The sequence below is a fragment of the Streptomyces sp. S4.7 genome, assembly GCF_010384365.1.
Classification (GTDB): Bacteria; Actinomycetota; Actinomycetes; order Streptomycetales; family Streptomycetaceae; genus Streptomyces.
On record NZ_CP048397.1, the window covers coordinates 6,482,599 to 6,499,774 of the forward strand.

Annotated in this window: 10 protein-coding genes; 7 read left to right on the forward strand and 3 right to left on the reverse strand. The window is 68.3% G+C overall.

Annotation, left to right across the window (positions count from 1 at the left end; all coding sequences use genetic code 11):
- Nucleotides 1–502: 502 nt before the first annotated feature.
- The gene (locus SSPS47_RS28915) at nucleotides 503–1,480 is read right to left on the reverse strand and encodes a hypothetical protein (protein WP_164253507.1); all 978 of its coding nucleotides are present in this window, start codon (nucleotides 1,478–1,480) and stop codon (nucleotides 503–505) included.
- Nucleotides 1,481–1,703: 223 nt separating this feature from the next.
- Here SSPS47_RS28915 and SSPS47_RS28920 point away from each other — a divergent pair, with 223 nt between their 5' ends.
- From SSPS47_RS28920 to SSPS47_RS28945, 6 genes are read left to right on the forward strand one after another with little or no spacing between them, the layout of a single operon-like run.
- Nucleotides 1,704–2,423: a class I SAM-dependent methyltransferase gene (locus SSPS47_RS28920; protein WP_164253508.1), complete on the forward strand. Its 720-nt coding sequence runs from the start codon at nucleotides 1,704–1,706 to the stop codon at nucleotides 2,421–2,423.
- A gap of 28 nt (nucleotides 2,424–2,451) precedes the next feature.
- Nucleotides 2,452–3,900, forward strand: coding sequence for a class I adenylate-forming enzyme family protein (locus SSPS47_RS28925; protein ID WP_164253509.1), 1,449 nt, complete (start codon nucleotides 2,452–2,454; stop codon nucleotides 3,898–3,900).
- Nucleotides 3,901–3,953: 53 nt separating this feature from the next.
- Nucleotides 3,954–4,757, forward strand: a complete 804-nt coding sequence (locus SSPS47_RS28930; RefSeq protein ID WP_164253510.1) for an alpha/beta hydrolase — start codon at nucleotides 3,954–3,956, stop codon at nucleotides 4,755–4,757.
- Nucleotides 4,758–4,759: 2 nt separating this feature from the next.
- On the forward strand, nucleotides 4,760–5,788 hold the full coding sequence (locus SSPS47_RS28935) for a hypothetical protein (RefSeq protein ID WP_164253511.1): 1,029 nt from the start codon (nucleotides 4,760–4,762) through the stop codon (nucleotides 5,786–5,788).
- Nucleotides 5,785–7,008, forward strand: a complete 1,224-nt coding sequence (locus SSPS47_RS28940; protein WP_164253512.1) for an AMP-binding protein — start codon at nucleotides 5,785–5,787, stop codon at nucleotides 7,006–7,008. The genes SSPS47_RS28935 and SSPS47_RS28940 overlap by 4 nt, the downstream gene beginning before the upstream one ends.
- A complete protein-coding gene (locus SSPS47_RS28945) occupies nucleotides 6,998–8,437 on the forward strand; it encodes a DHA2 family efflux MFS transporter permease subunit (protein WP_164253513.1) in 1,440 nt (479 codons plus the stop codon). Before SSPS47_RS28940 ends, SSPS47_RS28945 begins: the two co-directional genes overlap by 11 nt.
- Nucleotides 8,438–8,530: 93 nt before the next feature.
- Here SSPS47_RS28945 and SSPS47_RS28950 read toward each other — a convergent pair whose 3' ends face one another.
- Together SSPS47_RS28950 and SSPS47_RS28955 are read right to left on the reverse strand one after the other, a co-directional pair.
- Nucleotides 8,531–9,091 carry a TIGR00730 family Rossman fold protein gene (locus tag SSPS47_RS28950; protein ID WP_164253514.1) on the reverse strand — a complete coding sequence of 187 codons (561 nt, stop codon included), beginning with the start codon at nucleotides 9,089–9,091 and terminating at the stop codon, nucleotides 8,531–8,533.
- Between the two features lie 125 nt (nucleotides 9,092–9,216).
- The gene (locus SSPS47_RS28955) at nucleotides 9,217–12,423 is read right to left on the reverse strand and encodes an amino acid adenylation domain-containing protein (RefSeq protein WP_275405176.1); all 3,207 of its coding nucleotides are present in this window, start codon (nucleotides 12,421–12,423) and stop codon (nucleotides 9,217–9,219) included.
- 217 nt (nucleotides 12,424–12,640) lie between these two features.
- Between SSPS47_RS28955 and SSPS47_RS28960 the strand changes: the two genes are divergently transcribed.
- A complete protein-coding gene (locus SSPS47_RS28960; RefSeq protein ID WP_164253516.1) occupies nucleotides 12,641–17,173 on the forward strand; it encodes a non-ribosomal peptide synthetase in 4,533 nt (1,510 codons plus the stop codon).
- The last annotated feature ends 3 nt before the right edge of the window (nucleotides 17,174–17,176 follow it).

Here is a 17,176-nt window from a genome sequence, read left to right on the forward strand (position 1 = left end):
TATCTTGACGCCGAAATGACGCTCGTGACGCTCATTTGACGCTCGTTCAGATGGTATGTCAGGCCATCCGTTGGGCAGGTCAAGCCCTGTGGGGGGCGTATATCGATGGGGTGCCGCAGGCAGGTGACGCTGGGCGCAGACCCATTGAGTCCTGCTGGTCAGATGTCGCGGAAGAGACCAGCTAGCGCGGTGACCTGCTGCGATGAGGGGTCTTTGGTCGCTGACCTGCTTGAATGGTCTTTCAGTTCTTTCATGCTCGTGCCGTTTGATGAAGCCGGAAGTCCCAGAAAAGTCCCAGAGGACTCCCACGGCTGACGGACGCCTTTTCGGTTCTGCTCATAGGGCAGAGCGCGGCGCAGGCCGGGGCTCTGCGCTGGAGGTCGGCCTTGTTCCTCTGCGGCAATGGGCGGCGCACTTCCGCTGGCGCGGAGAGCGCCGTATGCGGATAGGGGGCTCTGGCGCTGGGTGACGCAGCGAGGGGCGGTCAGCGGTGGCCGATAGATCACGCCTCATGTTTCCTGCGGCACGAGAAGTGCTCAGGCAGCCCTTCGGGTCCTGGAAGGCTTGCGGGCTGACCGCAGCCGAAGCGGCAGAGCGGGATCGCTTGACCCGACGCGTCGACCGGAACCCTGGCGGCCTCGGTTTCCCGGGGGCGGGACTCAAGGACGATGGCACGGCTGCCACGTCTCTGCTTCGGTTCAGCCCGCACCTGCGAAGCGGGACGGTCCTTGGTGCACCTGTCGTGCCGGTCCCCCTGTCGTACGGATGGCTGGGGCTCCTTGTCGTCCGGGGCGGGCCCGTTCGCTTCGAGGTACTGCTGCCACCGCTGCGCGGGGAGCCAACCGTGGTGGCCGCCGCGCTGGAACGGGATCCGCTCACCGGCTGCAGCTTCCACGATGAACCGGGTGAGGGTGAGGCCGCCTTCCCCTGTGAAGGTGCTTGACTGATGGGCGGGCATGAGGACGCGGTGCCAGCCTCCGCAGTACCCGGCGTCGGTCGGGTTCTCCGGGTCGTAGGGCTTCTCCGGGCACCGGGTGAGCGCGCCGTTTTGGCTGCACTGGCCCTCCTCCAGGACGAAGTTGCCGTCCTGGACCGCGATGGAGTTCTTCTGCACGCGGATGACGGAGGCCGGCAGGTTGGGCGTGCGGACGTAAGGAACGGCGCCGATGCCTGCGTGGTCGGGGTCGGCGAAGTCCCAGACCGACTGAATACCGCCGCGGCGCCGGAACCCCTCCCGTGCACGCATTCCGCGGGCTGTCTGGGCGCTCAGCTGCGGCTCGTAGCCCAGGACGATGCCGTTGGCTCCGTCGATGCGTACATCAAGGCGCGCGTGCCCGTCGGCGGTCTGCGACTCGATGTCGGCGTGGAAGCCGTGATCTTCGGAGTCCTTCGCGACGCGTTCCTTGCGTGCGAGGTGCTCGTCGGACTCGTGGCTGATGGGCTTCTCCCCAGGTTTCCGGTACTGCGGTTCACTCGCCAACTGCCGGTTCGTTGCCGGTTCGTTGCCTAGAACGCAGTGCCACGTACCTGCTGTACTTGCTGTTGCCTGCCAGTACGACGAGCGACAGGCGGCATGAACTGCGAGACCTACCTTGAGTGCAGTCACAGCGCGTGGTGATTCAAAGGCTTTCGGTAAAGCTGGGTCCGCGCTGCGGAAATCTCCGGTCCAACCCGGAGGCTGGCGTCAGCGGAAAGGAAATCTGATGGCCAAATCTTCAGATGTCGGTGAGCTTTGGGACGCGGAGTCCTTCGATGCTCTCCGTCGTCAGCTCATTCCGTCCTTCGATCTGCTCTACGACTGTGCTGCGGACGTCGTGGCATCGGGACGGACAGCAGACGGGGAAAGGGTCCAGGTGCTCGACTTGGGCGCGGGTACCGGTCTGCTGAGTGCGGCGGTGCAAAAGCGTGTCCCGGACTGTGACCTGGTTCTTCTCGATCTGTCCTCGAAGATGCTGAGGAAGACGGAACACCGTTTCACCAAGGACGCGACGGTCCAGCTGGTGACGGCGGACATGGCGGAAGACGCACTTCCCGAGGGCCCTTTCGATGCCGTGATCAGTGCACTCGCGATCCATCACCTGCCGCACGACGGGAAGCGGAAACTCTTCTCCCGGATTCTCGAGGTCCTGCGTCCAGGCGGGGTGTTCGTGAACGTTGATCAGGTGGTTGCCCCCAGCGCCCGTGTAGAGGAGCTGTACGACCGGCGTCATGAGGAGCACGTCCGGCTGTCGCAGACGCCTCCGCAGGAGTGGGCGGCAGGGCGTGAACGCATGAAGTACGACATCTGCGCGGACACCGAGAGTCAGCTCGGCTGGCTGCGTGAATGCGGTTTCGTCGATGTGGACTGCCTTGCGAAGGACTGCCGCTTCGTGACGTTCGCGGGCTGGAAAGACTCCGGTGGTGCTGAAGCCGTGACGAGGTAGCGCCGTGCTCTACCGGATGCTCGCCACCATGGCACACCGTCGCCCGGACGCCATCGCTGTGCGTACGGCGAACGGCGAAGCGGTGACATACCAGGAACTGCTGGCGCACGTAGACCGTATGGCCGAAGGGCTCGCGGCCCGACAGGTGGGCAGGGGAGATGTGGTCGCCTGCCGAGGGCTCCGCAACTCCACCGGGTACGTGGCCTTCATTCTGGCCGTCGCCAAGACCGGCGCCGTCTACGTGCCTCTCATCCGTGAATTCGACCGGGAGGGTCTGGACGAGGCGATCCGGCGGACCCGGCCCATGTTCGTGGTGACCGAGGACGAACACCATCTGGTGAGCCCGACGGTTGACTCTGTTGCTCTCAAGGAGCTCGAGTCGGCCGGCCCTCCGCCCGTCTCCTCACCGGCCGAACGGGACGCGGTCGACGGTCCGTTCCGCATCCTGTGGTCCTCGGGATCCACCGGATTTCCCAAGATGATCTCCTGGAGGCAGGACAAGCTTCTTCAGGAGCGGAAGCGGTGGGTGCGGCACATCGGCCTGACGGACACGGATGTGGTCTTCTGCGGCCACACACTCGATGTTGCCCACGCCACGGACCTGCACCTGTTCGCGGCCCTGCTCGCGGGCGCGCCGCTGGTGCTCGGCGAGCCGGAATCCGAGCCCGAGCGTCTGTTGGGAGAGCTCGAGGGGACGGGTGCCACCATGATGAGCGCTCTTCCGCGCCACTATGCGCAGCTGGCGGATGCCGCCGATACCCAGAAGGATGCCGAACGCCCAACGCTGTCGGCGCTGCGGCTCCCCCTGTGCGGAGGCACGTATGTGGGCTCCAACCTGGTCGCACGCTGCAGGCGGTCGCTGGGGATCGTCCTCTGTGAGATATACGGATCCACCGAGTTCGGCCTTGCGGCCGTCGATCTGCCGTCCGCCCCCGCGGTAAGCCGACACCTTCCGCTCGTTACGGGTGTGGAGGCGCGACTCGAGCCGATCGCCGGTGCCGGGCGGGACGAGGCCGGTGAGCTGGTGCTGAGCTCCCCGTGGACGAGCGAGGGGTATCTCCACAGCGAGGTCGCGCACCTGCGGACCTTCCGTGACGGGGAGTACTGGACCGGCGATGTGGCACAGCGCGACGACTCCGGCCGATACCGGATCCTTGGCCGGGTCTCCGAATCCCTCCCGGCAACCCACGGCCTGCTTTTCACACCCGGACTCGACGAGGACCTCGTCGCCCACTGCCCGGTGGCCGAGGCGGTCAGCGTCGTGGCGGACCTTGACGACCCGGACGTCCGGGTGCACGTGGTCGTACGTCCGGCACCCGGCCGGGCGGCCGAAGAGGTGCGTGCCGAGGTGCGTGCCCGGCTCGTCGGCCACCACGGCCTGACGGGCGACGTCGTCGTCACCGACACGATCCCCCGCACGGCGGTGGGGAAGCCGAACAAGGCGCTCATCCGGAGCAGGGCAGGAGCGGACCAGTGAACGGAACCAACGGCTCGGCACCCCACTGCTACGAGCGGGGAGAGGGGCGCCCGGTGGTGATCGTGCCGGGGCTCGGTGCCACAGCGGCTTTCCTGGAGGACACCGCCGAGCGCCTGGCCCGAAGCCACCGCGTCCTCATCGTGGAACTCCCGGGACACGGCTCGTCCTCGGGTGAAACGGCCGCCGCCGGCGCCCTCGGCGTGGACGCGGCAGCTCGCCGTGTGCTGCGCGGCTGCGAGCAGCTTGGATTGCGGGACGTGACGTTGCTGGGCTGGTCACTGGGGGCGACGGTCGCGTATTCCTGCCTGGCACAGGACCGGCAGTCACGCTTCGCCGCACTGGTCTCCGTCGAGCAGACGCCGAAGCTGACCATGGCGCAGGACTGGCCCCACGCCGCGTTCGGGCAGCTGGAGCCCGCAGGTGCCGCCGAACTGGCGGGCAGCATGGTCGATGATCCCGCAGCCTTCGCCCGCACCCTTCTGGGCAGTTCCTTCGCGGCGGGGAGGGAACCGGATCCCGGCCTGCTGGAACGCCTCGTCGCCGAGACGCTGCGGTGCGATCCGGTCGCGATGGCGGAGCTGCTGACCGACGTGGCCGGCCAGGACTGGCGGGAGCGGCTTCCGCGGACCGTCGACGTGCCCAGCCTGTTCATCCACGGTGCCCGCAGCCAGATCTACCCCACCGCCGTGGGGGACTGGTTCGCGCAGACGCTCACTGGATCCCGCCTCGAGCTCTTCGAGGAAAGCGGGCACCTGCCCTTCGTCGAGGAGCCGCAGCGATTCGCCGATGTGGTCCTCAAGTTCATCGCCGACGTGGCCGCGCCACACCTCAGTGTCAGTATTCCAGGAGGAGAGTAGACATGCGCGAGAACGACAACGGCTCCGGTTCGTCACTCACCCGGATCGCCTGGATCTATCCGGAGCGCAGAATTCCGGAGCAGCGGGACTTCGAGGAGAACGCCGTCTGGAGGCCCTACCAGAAGAAGGCGGCCGAGCTCGGGCTGGAGCTCACCGTGAACAAGCCCGAGGAGCTCGCCGTCGACATCACGAGCCGGGCCGTACCCCGGGTCTTCCTCAAGGGCGAGCAGGTCACACCCGAGGACACGCTCTTCGTCACCTCGCTGTACTCGCTGCCGCACCAGCTCCCGGACGTGCCGGCGCAGCTCCATTCCTTCACGCTGCTCGAACATCTCGGCTTCTACCTGCCCGTGCCGCCTGCCCTGTCCTACATCGGGGCCGACAAGGGGGCAACGGCCATCCGTCTGAAGGACTGCCCGGTTCCCGTTCTGCCGACTGCCCGCTTCACCAGCGGACGTGAGGCCATGTCGGGCCACTACGACCAGACTCTGGCCGATCTCGATTACCCGCTCATCGTGAAGCCGGCGACATGGGGGATGGGGCTCGGCGTTTCGGTCGTGCACAACATATTCGATCTGCGCGGAGTCATTGGGCTTGCCGGCGGATCAGACACCCCCCTGGTGGTCCAGCCCTATTTCCCGGGCATCCGCGAGTACCGGATCTTCACCATAGAAGGAAAGCCGCACACGACGCTCACCGGGATCAAGGACGGTTACTGCCTCGTCGCCATGAAATCCTCGGGAGGAAGTCTCGAGCGTGGCTATGTCGAACTGCCGGAGCAGTTGGCGGATGCGGTGCGTTATGTGTACGAGCGTGTCCCCGCCCCGTATCTGTGTGTTGACTTCCTCCAGGACGGCGAGCGGTTCTGGCTCTCGGAGATCGAGCTGGACGGGGCAGTGAGATTCACCGGCGACTCCGGCCAGGATGTGGTGGCAGAAAGCGTCGTCGAGGCGCGCTTTCGCGCGTACATGCGCGGACACGCCGAATTCACGGCACAGAGTGCAGTGGAAGAAATGGCCGGCGGACGGTGACCGTGCTGCGAGACCAGCACCGGGGCACGGGAGCGGAGCCGGGCGGAGAGACGGTCGGTGCCGTGCCGTGGGACGACATCCTCGCCCAGGCCCGGAAGCTGGAGGCATACGGAGGGCCCGCAGTCCCCGACGGAGCCTCGAGCCTGGCCGATCTGCAGGTGACGGGCGCCGACTGCATCTTCACCGTGTCGTGCGCGGGCGCTGCCGGAGACACCCCTGCCGTGATCCTCGCGAGCGGGGGGACAACAGGCTCTCCCAAACCGACGTACGTCCCCTGCCACCAGGCGCTGGACCGCCTGCTGCCGGAGTGGGCGCCACTGCGTCCCGGTGCGACGCTGCTCAACCTGTTCACTCCGGGCCGGCTGTGGGCCTCCCACTACTACATGCAGGCTCTCGCCGAGCGCAGCGGGAGCCACGTCCTGCCGTCCGGCCCTTACTCCCCGGCGGAGGTGGGGGCCTGGCTCCCGCTGCTGCACCGGATGAACGTCACTGCCCTGGCGGGGACCCCGACGGCACTCGCGGACTTTGCGGAGGGTCTGCTGGAGGCGGGGGAGAACCTGGCGGTCGACACCATCATCTGGATGGCCGAACCTTGGACTCCCGCCAAGGAAGCGGCAGTTCGCAGAGCGTTTCCGAACGCGGGCCTGTGGGGCAACTACGGGTCCGTGGAGACCTACGTGATCGGCACCAGCACTCCCACCTGTGATCTTGGGACACTCCATCTCATGTCCGATCAGGTGGTTGAGTTCGACGCCGCCGGTGCGCTCCTCAGCCGGGCGGGCGACGGCTGGACGGTACCCGTCGTCCGCTATCGCCTGGGCGACCGGCTGGCTGCCGCCGCGTGCCGGTGCGAACGTCCCCGGGCTCTGCGGGTGGAGGGGCGGGCGGACGACTCGGTGAAGCTGCACGGCACCCTGCTGAGCATCAGCGAGATCCTGGACGTCGTGACGTCACAGGCCGGCGTCACGGGAGCGCAGCTGGTGTTCACGGGTGCGCCGGGCGGCCAGCATGTGGCCGACCGGCTGACCGTGCGGCTGACCGGCGACGCCGATCCGGAGAGGATCTGTTCGGTGATGATGCGCGAGTTCTACAGCCTGGAGCTCGTCGTCGGGCAGAGCCCGGAACGGCTCGCGGTGTGCGCCGTCGGCCGGCTGGAACGGATCGACCGTACGAACAAGGTGCCGGCCGTCGTGTGGAGGGAAACCGAGCGTGCGGGCTGACCAGGACGAGCATCACAAGGCCGCGGACTCCGGTCGTACTCCGCGCAGCCACCCCGGCTTGATCCTCACCGTGCTGTGCCTTGCCTATTTCAAGGCTCAGCTCGACGGTGTGATCCTTCCCGTCGCACTGCCCCGTATCACCGACGATCTCAACGCCGACCTCCAGCAGACCGCATGGGTGATGAGCGCCTATGTCTTCACCCTGGCCGTGGCCCTGATCTCGGCCGGACGCCTCGGCGACCTCTACGGAAAGCGCCGCACCCTGCTCATCGGCGTCACGATGTTCACTCTGTGCAGCGTTGCCGGCGGGCTGGCTCAGAGCCCGGAGCAACTCATCGCTGCCCGAGGGCTGCAGGGGCTGGGTGCGGCACTGATCATTCCGCAGAGCATGGCGCTGCTGGTGGAGACCTATCCTGCGGAGCGGCGCGGCATGGCCCTCGGCATCCGGGGCGGTGTCGGAGGTGCCGCCGCAGTCGCCGGACCCGTGCTCGGCGGACTCCTGGTGTCGTTGGCGGACTGGAGGTGGATCTTCTTCCTCAACCTCCCCATTGGTGTGGCCATCCTGGTCCTTGCCTGGATCGCGATCCCCGTCACGGCGCCGCGCCCCCGCCGTCTGGACCTCGGCGGCGTCGCTCTCTCCTCTGGCGCGTTGCTGGCCCTGGCCGTCGGCCTCAACCAGGGCGAGAGCGCGGGATGGAGCGGGTGGATCTGGTGGACGCTGGCGGGAGCGGCAGGGCTCGGCGTGCTGTTCTGCCTCCAGCAGCGCCGGCGGCAGGACCGCGAACCCCTGGTTCCCGTCAGTATCTTCCGGGACTGGAACTACACGGTGATGAACGTCTACGCCGTCCTGGCCGCGGTCCTGATGGTCGGCCTGGTGCTCACGCTGTCCGTCTACTTCCAGAGCGTTCTGGAGTTCAGTGCGCTCCGCACCGGGCTGCTGCTCATGCCGGCCTCGTTGTTCTCCATGCTGCTCAGTCCGGTGGCGGGAAAGCTCAGCGACAAGGTGGAGGGACGCTATCTGCTGCTCGCCGGTGCCCTGGTGATCTCGGTCGGCATGCTGTGGGTGCTGGTGGGCATGGACCGGAACGCGAGCTGGCAGGACTTCGCGGCGGCTATGTGCTGCATCGGTATGGGCAACGCGCTCCTGCTCACGCCGCTCTCGGCGGTGGCGCTGTACCGGGTGACGCCGGAGTCGGCGGGTGCCGCCTCGGGCGTGCTGGCCACCAGCATGCAGATCGGTGTGATGGTCGGTGCGGCGGTGGTGGGGGGCATGCTGGGGGGCCGCGGTGCCACCGTGCTGGACGCCGGGCGGCTCATACTGACGGCACTGGTGTTCATCGCCGTGCTCGCCGGCGGGCTTTGCCTCATGGTCCGCAGAGTGCTCCCCGCGCCGGACTCGAAGACCCTTGCCGATCGACGGCCCGGGTGACTCTCGTAGACCCGAAGCATGCGGAACGGCCGCCCTGCTGACCGGCCAGGAAGCCAAGGCCAGCAGGGCGGCGGACACTGTCGGATGTTTGGCTCAGTCCAGGCGGAGGGCCTTGAGAACGCCCTCGACGGAGTCGGCGATCTGCACGAGTTCGCGGTCCTTGATATCGATGAAGCCGCTTTCGCGCGCCCGGTCGAACCACTGGATCAGCGGGTCGTAGTATCCCTCGACGTTCAGTATCGCTGTGGGCTTCTCGTGCAGCCCCAGCTTGGACCAGGTCAGCGTCTCCATGAGTTCGTCCATCGACCCGTAGCCACCGGGAAGGACCACGAACGCGTCGGCCAGCCGGTACATCAGGCTCTTGCGATCGTGCATCGACTTGACCAGGTAGAGCTGCGTGGCCTGGCCCGCCATCTGCTCCCGCTCGACCAAGTGGTGCGGGATCACGCCGATCACATCGCCGCCACCGTCGAGCACCGCCTTGGCCAGGACGCCCATCAGGCCCAGCCCGCTCGCACCGTAGACGAGGCCGATTCCCTTCTCGGCCAGTACCTCTCCCAGGGCATGTGCGGAGTCGGCGTAGGACGCTTTATCTCCCGGCCGCGCCCCGCAGAAGACGCAGACCCAACGCACCGGACGAGATTGTTCTGACATTGCCGCTCCCAAGTGTCCTGAGTCGTTAGTTGGCTGGCGGCTTCAGGTTCTGGTGGACCGGCCGCGTTCGGGGGTTCCTTGGAGGATCACGGACGAGCAGGTCGAGGCCGTGGTCGCCAGCTCTGCTAGGGCTGGGGACGGGTAGCACGGGGCCTCATCGGGCGGAGCGTCGGCTTGGCCGGCTCGAGGTCGTCGATGAGCAGTGCGAGTTCCGCCACGGTCGGTGCCGAGAACACCTGGTGTACGCGTATGTCGACGTTGAGGTGTTGGCGGATGGTGTTGGTGAGGCGGGTGGCGAGGAGTGAGTGGCCGCCGAGGTGGAAGAAGTTGTCGGTGGGGGTGGTGTGGGTGATGCCGAGGGTTTGGTTGAACAGGGTGCACAGGATGTGTTCGTGGGGTGTTCGGGGTGTGCGTGTGGGCTGGTCTGTGTGGTGTGTGGTTGGTGCGGGGAGGTCGTGGTGGTTGATTTTGCCGTTGGGGGTGAGGGGGAGGCTCTCAAGGATGGTGATGGTGGTGGGGAGCATGTAGGGGGGGAGGGTGGTGGTCAGGTGGGTGTGGAGTTGGTCGGGGGTGGGGGTTGGGGTGGTGTGGGGGGTGGGGACGGCGTAGGCGTGGAGCTGGGGGCCGGTGTGGGTGTTGTGGTGGGTGGTGACGACTGCTTGTTGGATGTGGGGGTGGGTGAGGAGGGTGTGCTGGATTTCGGCGGTTTCGATGCGGTGGCCGCGGATTTTGATCTGGTCGTCGGCGCGGCCGTGGAAGTCGAGGGTGCCGTCGGGGTTCCAGCGGGCGAGGTCGCCGGTGCGGTACATGCGGGTGCCGGGTGGGCCGTAGGGGTCGGCGGTGAAGCGTTGGGCGGTGAGGGCGGGCTGGTGGTGGTAGCCCTGGGCGAGGCCGGTGCCGGCGAGGTAGAGCTCGCCGACGGTACCGATCGGGGCCGGCGCCAGACCGGGACCCAGAACATAGGCGCGGGCGCCGTCCTGGGGACGTCCGATCGGGACTCTGGCGGCCGCTGGTCCCGGTTCCAGGGGGAACGCTGTCGCGAAGGTGGTCGTCTCGGTCGGCCCGTAGCCGTTGACCACCTGTGTGCCGGGGCAGGCTCGCTGGACGGCCTCGACGGCGGCCGGCGGTACCACGCTCCCGCCGGCCCAGACCTGGCGCACCGAGGCGAAGCACTCAGGGGTGTCGGCGGCCATGATGGTGAACAGACCCGCGGTGATCCATACGGAGTCGAGTTCGGAGGTGCTGATGAGGGTGGCGAGTTCGTCGGTGTGGAGGCGGTGCGGGGGTGCGATGACCGCGGTGCCGCCCGACAGCAGCGGCCCCCAGACCTCGAACGTGGAGGCGTCGAAGACCTGCGGTGAGTGCACCAGGACCCGCCCGGCGGCAGCCGCCGACAGAGCGGAGTCGGCCACCAGATCAACGACGGCCCGGTGGGTGACCACCACCCCCTTGGGCCGGCCCTGCGACCCGGAGGTGTACATGACGTAGATCGGCGAGTCACCGTCCACTGCTACCGCGGCGCCTGCCTGGACCTGCGCCAGTGCGTCGGCGGTGCCGGGATCGTCCAGCCACAGCGCCGGTACGTCACCATCCGGACCGGCATGCTCACGTACCTGGCCGATCAGTTCGGCGTGTTCGCCGACGCTGACGACCAGGACCGCTTTCCCTGCCATCGCCGCGGTGCGTGAAACCGGATAGCCGGGATCCAACGGTACGTACACCCCGCCGGCCTTGACCACCGCCAGCCACGCCACCACCATCTCCACCGACCGGGGCACCATCACCGCGACCGGATCGCCCGCACCCACACCACGCCCTGCCAGCAACCCGGCCAGCCGTCCCGCACGCTCGTCCAGCTCCCGGTAGGAGACCTGCTCCTCACCGGCGACCACCGCCACCGCATCGGGGACCCGCTCCACCACCCCTGCGAACACCCCGCCCACACCACCCGCGACACCGGGCGGACGGCTCACCTCACCACCACGGGCGAACTCCTCCAGCACCACCTTCCGTTCACCCTCGACGAGCACATCCGCACATCCCACACACCCATCACCCACCACACTCTCCAACACCCGCACAAACATCCCCGCAACCCGCTCAACCTCCCCCACACCGAGCAGGTCGGGCCGGAAGTTGAAGCGCGCGAGGATGGGCGGGCCCGGGCTGACCTGCACGCTCAGAGGCAGATGTGTCTGGTCCCGTGCGGCGACGACGCGGACCCGCAGATCTCCGAAGTCCACCGGGGCGGTGCCGAGATCGGCGGGGTAGTTCTGGAACGCGAACAGCGTGTCGAACAGCTCGCCAACACCCACCAGCCGCTGGACACGGGCCAATCCGACGTGCTGATGGGCCAGCACCTCCGCCTGCGAGTTGGCGAGGTCGCTGAGGAAGCGGTGGAACGACGCGGCTGGATCGCATCGGACTCTCACCGGGACGGTGTTGACGAGTAGCCCCACCATCCTTTCGGCACCGCTGAGTTCAGCCGGCCGCCCTGCGACTGTGAGCCCGAAGACGACGTCGTCGGACCCGGTGCGGTGGGCGAGCGTGACCGCCCAAGCGCCCTGGACCACGGTGTTGAGCGTGAGATTGCGGGCCCGGGCGAAGTCCGTGAGCCGCCGCGACAGGTCCTTGTCCACCGTGACGTCGATGGAGTCCGACCAGCCGGCGCCCTGCAAGGAACGCCCGTCCGGCTGGGCGAGCAGGGTCGGGCCGGTGACGCCGTCCAGTGCCGCCCGCCACGCGGCGTCGGACGCCTCGGCATCCTGCGCGGCCAGCCATGCCGCGTAATCGCGATAGGCACTCGCACGCGGCAATCCGGCCGCGGTGCCGCCTTCCGCGTAGATCTGGAACAGCTCCGGCAGGAGGATCGACGCAGACCATCCGTCCACGACGATGTGATGGGCGGTGAGGATGAGCCGGTGTTCACCCAGCCTCAGCCGGAGCAGGCTGCAGCGCAGCAGCGGAGGCTTGTCGAGGGCGAACGGCAGCTCACGATCGGCGTCGGCCAGCGCCCTCACCTTCGCCGGCTGCCGGTCCTCAGGCACGCCGGTCAGGTCGACCACCCGCCAGGAGGGCTCGACATGTTTCAGGATCACCTGTACGGGCTCACCGTCCGCGCGTGTGACGACGGCCGCGCGCAACGCGGCATGCCGGTTCACCAGGGCGGTGTACGCCGACCGCAGCGTCTCGTCGTCCAGTTCACCCTCTAGGCGAAGCTCCCACTGCGCGACGTAGATGTCCGGCCGCGACGAGTCGAACCCGGCGTGGAACCACATTCCCTCCTGAAGAGGGGTGAGAGGGAGAACGTCATCGATACGACTGGTTTCCATTACGTCGCCACACCAATTCTGTCGCTATTGATGCTGTGCCCGGCCGAGCGGCCCTGGCGTAAGCTAAATGAGCCGCTGGACGGACTGCGGCACTCGCGCCGGAAAAAAACAGGCAGTATTTCCCCCGCCACGCGAGCGGCAGTGGCAGCGGCAGTAGCACGGCAGCTCGTACCGATGCCACGCTGGGCGCAGATGGCGCCGGGACATACTCGTCGACATGCCGAGAACCGCATGGGGAGCGAACGAGTCCGTACCGCAGCCGAGTACGGAACACATCGCCAATACCACATTCCCCGTCCTGTTTGAAAGCCAGGTGAGCCGGACCGCGCGTGAGCCGGCTCTGGCCACGCCGGAACTCACCCTCAGCTACGCCGAACTCAACGAGCGGGCCAACCGCCTCGCGCGATACCTGATCGCACTCGGCGCGGGGCCCGAGCGGTTGGTGGCCATCATGCTGCCGCGTTCGGCCGAACTGGTCACGGCCGTACTTGCGATCTCCAAGACCGGCGCGGCCTATCTGCCGATCGACCCGGAGTACCCGCCGGAGCGCATCGCCTTCATGATCTCCGACAGCGTTCCGGTCCTGATCCTTACCGGTACGGCACTGGCGCACCTTGTGACCACCGCGCAGCACGGCACCGGCCCGGAGCCGGTCCTGTTGGACGACCCCACCGTTGAGGACACCCTCGGCGGGATCCCCGGGCACGACGTACTGGACACTGAGCGGATCTCCCCCCTGGACCCCCGGAACCCGGCATACACGATCTACACCTCGGGCTCGACGGGACGTCCCAAGGCGGTGGTGGTCACGCACACCGGGATCGGCGCCCTGGCCGCGACGCAGCGGACGGAATTCGGCGTCGGATCGGGGAGCAGGATGATCCAGTTCGTCTCACCCAGTTTCGACGTGGCGTTCCTGGAGCTGTGCACCCTGCTGGCCGGTGGCACGCTTGTGATCGTCCCGTCGGATCAGCTCCTCCGGGGCGACACCTTCCGAGACCACCAGATCACTCATGCCATGATCCCACCGACCCTGCTGGCTTCGTTGGACCCGGCGGACCTGGCCTCGGTGCGGTACCTGATGGTGGGCGGTGAGGCATGTCCGGCCCCGCTTGCGACGGTGTGGTGCGCCGGCCGCGAGATGCGCAACTCCTACGGACCGACCGAGTCGACGGTGACGGCCACTCTCTCGCAGCCGGTCGTACATGACCGGGTACCACCGATCGGGCGGCCGATCGACGGAACCCGGGTGCACATCCTCGACGAACTGATGCAGCCCGTTCCCGACGGCACCGAGGGTGAGCTGTACATCGCGGGTGTGGCCTTGGCGCGGGGCTATCTGAACCGCCCGGGGCTGACCGCCGGGCGCTTCGTCGCCAGCCCCTTCGACGGGCCGGGGGAGCGGATGTACCGGACGGGCGACCTCGTCCGGAGGAACGCGGACGGGGAGATCGAGTTCGCAGGACGAGTGGACGACCAGGTGAAGCTGCGCGGCTTCCGGGTCGAGCTCGGCGAGGTCGAGGCGGTGCTCGGCCGGCATCCCGCGGTCCGGCAGGTCGCCGCGGCGATACGCGAGGACCACCGGGGACATCCGCGCATGGCCGCCTATGTCGTGCTGGCCGAGGGCACGCGCACTGACGGCGGCCAGGCCGTCGTGGACACCTGGCGGACCGTCTACGACTCACTCGACCAGGACCGCGGGCCGAGCGCGTTCGGCACCGACTTCTCCGGCTGGAACAGCAGCTACGACGGCCGTCCGATCCCCCTGCCGGAGATGCGGGAATGGCGGGACCGCACGGTCGAGCGGATCCGGCGGCCCGGACCGGGCCGGGTCCTGGAGATCGGGGTCGGCAACGGGCTGATCCTCTCCGAACTCGCCCCGCACACCACGTCGTACTGGGGCACCGACCTGTCCGGCGAGACGGTCGACTCGCTGCGGCGGCAGGTCGACCGGATGCCAGATCTGGCGGGCAGAGTGGAACTGCGGGCCCGGCCCGCGACCGATGTCGAGGGCCTGCCCCGGAACCATTTCGACACCGTCGTGATCAACTCGGTGATCCAGTACTTCCCCGACGGCGACTACCTGCTGCGGGTCCTCCGCGCGGCGCTGGACCTGCTGGTTCCCGGGGGCACCGTGTTCCTCGGCGATGTCCGCAACCTGCGGCTCCTGCGCCACCTGCACACCGGCATCCAGCTGAGCCGGCCGGTCGCGGACGATGCGGAACCGGAGGAACTGTGGCGGGCGGTGGAGCGGACCGCCGCGGCGGAGCGGGAGCTCCTGGTGGACCCGGAGCTCTTCGCGGTCCTGCCGTCGTACCTCTCGGACGTGTCGCACGCCGAGGTGCAGCTCAAACGCGGCCACGCGCACAACGAACTGACCCGTCACCGCTACGACGTCGTGATCCACAAGGGTCCGGCGCCTGAGGCCGGCACTGTCGAGCCTCACCGGATGCACCGGCCGGAGGGTCTGGACGCGATCGCTTCCCTACTCAGGGACGCGCAGCCGGAGGCGGCGCGTCTCAGTGACATGCCGAACGCGCGGCTGGCCGGTGAGGCCGCGGCTGTGCGGGCCCTGGAGAACGGGTCGCCCGTGGCGGACATCCACCACGCGCTCACCCGCCCCGACCCAACGGCCGTCGACCCCGAGGAACTGGCCCTGCTCGGCGCGGACCTGGGCTACGAGGTGGACCTGACCTGGTCCGCCACGGCCGCCGACAGGTTCGACGCGGTCCTGACCCGTCCGGGCGTACGGACGGCTGTCTCCCCGGCGACGGCACCGCAGCCGCCCGGGATCGGTGCGGGAGCGGAGGGGCCTCCTCAACCGGTGAGTTCGCTGACCAACGATCCGGCCGAGGTGCACGGGCGGGTGGACCTCACCGGAACGCTTCGCGGCCACGCCCAGGAGTTCCTGCCCGACCACATGGTCCCGGCGACCTTCACCTTCCTCGAGGAACTACCGACCACCCCGAGCGGGAAGCTCGACCGGCGGATGCTGCCGTCGCCGGAACACCATGCGCCGGCGTCCTCGGGCTCGCTGCCACGATCGCACAAGGAAGCGATCATTTGTACGGCTTTTGGCGACGTGCTCCAGATCGGCGGTGTCGGTCCCGACGACAGCTTCATCCGGCTCGGAGGCGACAGCATCCTGGCGATCCAGTTGGCCGCCCGGATCCGTCAGATGGGTCTGAACACCGAGCCGAGCAGCGTGATACGTCTGCGGACGCCCGCGGCGCTGGCCGAAGCGGCAACGTTCGTGGAGGCGCCGGTACACGAGGACGACGGAACCGGAGACATAGATCCGACCCCCATCGCGTGGTGGCTGGCGGAGCAGGCCGGACTGACGGACGGCTTCAGCCAGTCGGTGGTGCTCCGGGCCCCGGCGGACCTGGAAGAGCAAGGACTTGTCACCATCGTGGGTAGTCTCCTGGACACCCACGACGCGCTCCGGCTGAGACTCGACCGGGCGCGCTGGAGCCTCCACGTCCAGCCGCGCGGGAGTGTGACCGCCGCGGAGCGGGTCACCCGGGTGGATGCGCGGCGGGTACCGGAAACGGAACTGTCCCGGTTCATCCCGCGCCATGTCGCCGCGGCACGGGAGAGGCTCGACCCCGGGACCGCGACGATGGTGGAAGTGGTCTGGTTCGACACCGGGCCCACCAGGGCGGGCCGGCTGGCGATCGTCGTCCACCACCTGGCGGTCGACGGTGTCTCCTGGCGGATCCTGTTCGACGATCTGGTGCGCGCCTGGAGCCACGTGGGCGGCGGCGGCGCCCCGGAACTCGATCCGGTCCCCACGTCCCTGCGTCGCTGGGGGCGGCTGCTGCGGGAGCGCGCCGCCGAACCGGTGCAGGAGAACGAGTTGCTGGTCTGGACCTCGGTACTCGGCCGTCACGCGACGGGCATCGCGACCGCGCCGCTCGACCCCGTCCGTGACTCCGTCCGGGAGTCGGGCATACTCACGCGCCGGCTGCCGTCCGACGTCGCCCGCCCACTGCTGGGCAAGGTACCGGGAAAGTTCAACTGCGGAGTCAACGACATCCTGCTGACGGCCCTGGCCCTCTCCGTTCCGCGGATTTTCGGCACCGGTGGCGACGCGCTGCGGTTGGAGCTGGAGGGCCACGGGCGAGAGGACCTCTTCCCGGGGGTCGACCTCTCCCGCACGGTCGGCTGGTTCACCAGTGCGTTCCCCGTGGTGCTGGCACCGCCGCCCGTCGACGAGGCCGATGTGTCCCGCGGCGGAATGGACCTCGGACGGGCGATCAAGGAGATCAAGGAGCAGCTCCGCGCCGTACCGGGCAACGGGATCGGCTATGGCATGCTCCGCTATCTCAACTCCCGGACAGCCGGCGAACTGGCGCGATATCCGGCGCCCCAGATGCGCTTCAACTACATGGGCCGGTTCCCTGCCGGCGGGACCGCCGACTGGTCGCTGGTTCCTGCGGGAGAGGCGTTCACCGACGACATCGCTCCGGAGGCCCCGCTCACCCATGCCATCCAGATCGACGCGGTGACGTGGGACCTACCCACCGGGCCGGAGTTCAGCACGACGTGGCGCTGGGCGCCCGGCGTCGTGGACACCGAGCTGGTCCGGGCGGCCTGCGACACCTGGCTCGATCTGCTGCGCGCGTGCACGCGCCACGCCGAGCGGCCGGATGCCGGTGGGCTCACGCCGTCGGACCTTGCTCTGGGATCACTGACCCAGGCGGAGATCGACGAGCTGGAAATGGACATTTGGACCGAGGAGGATTGAGCC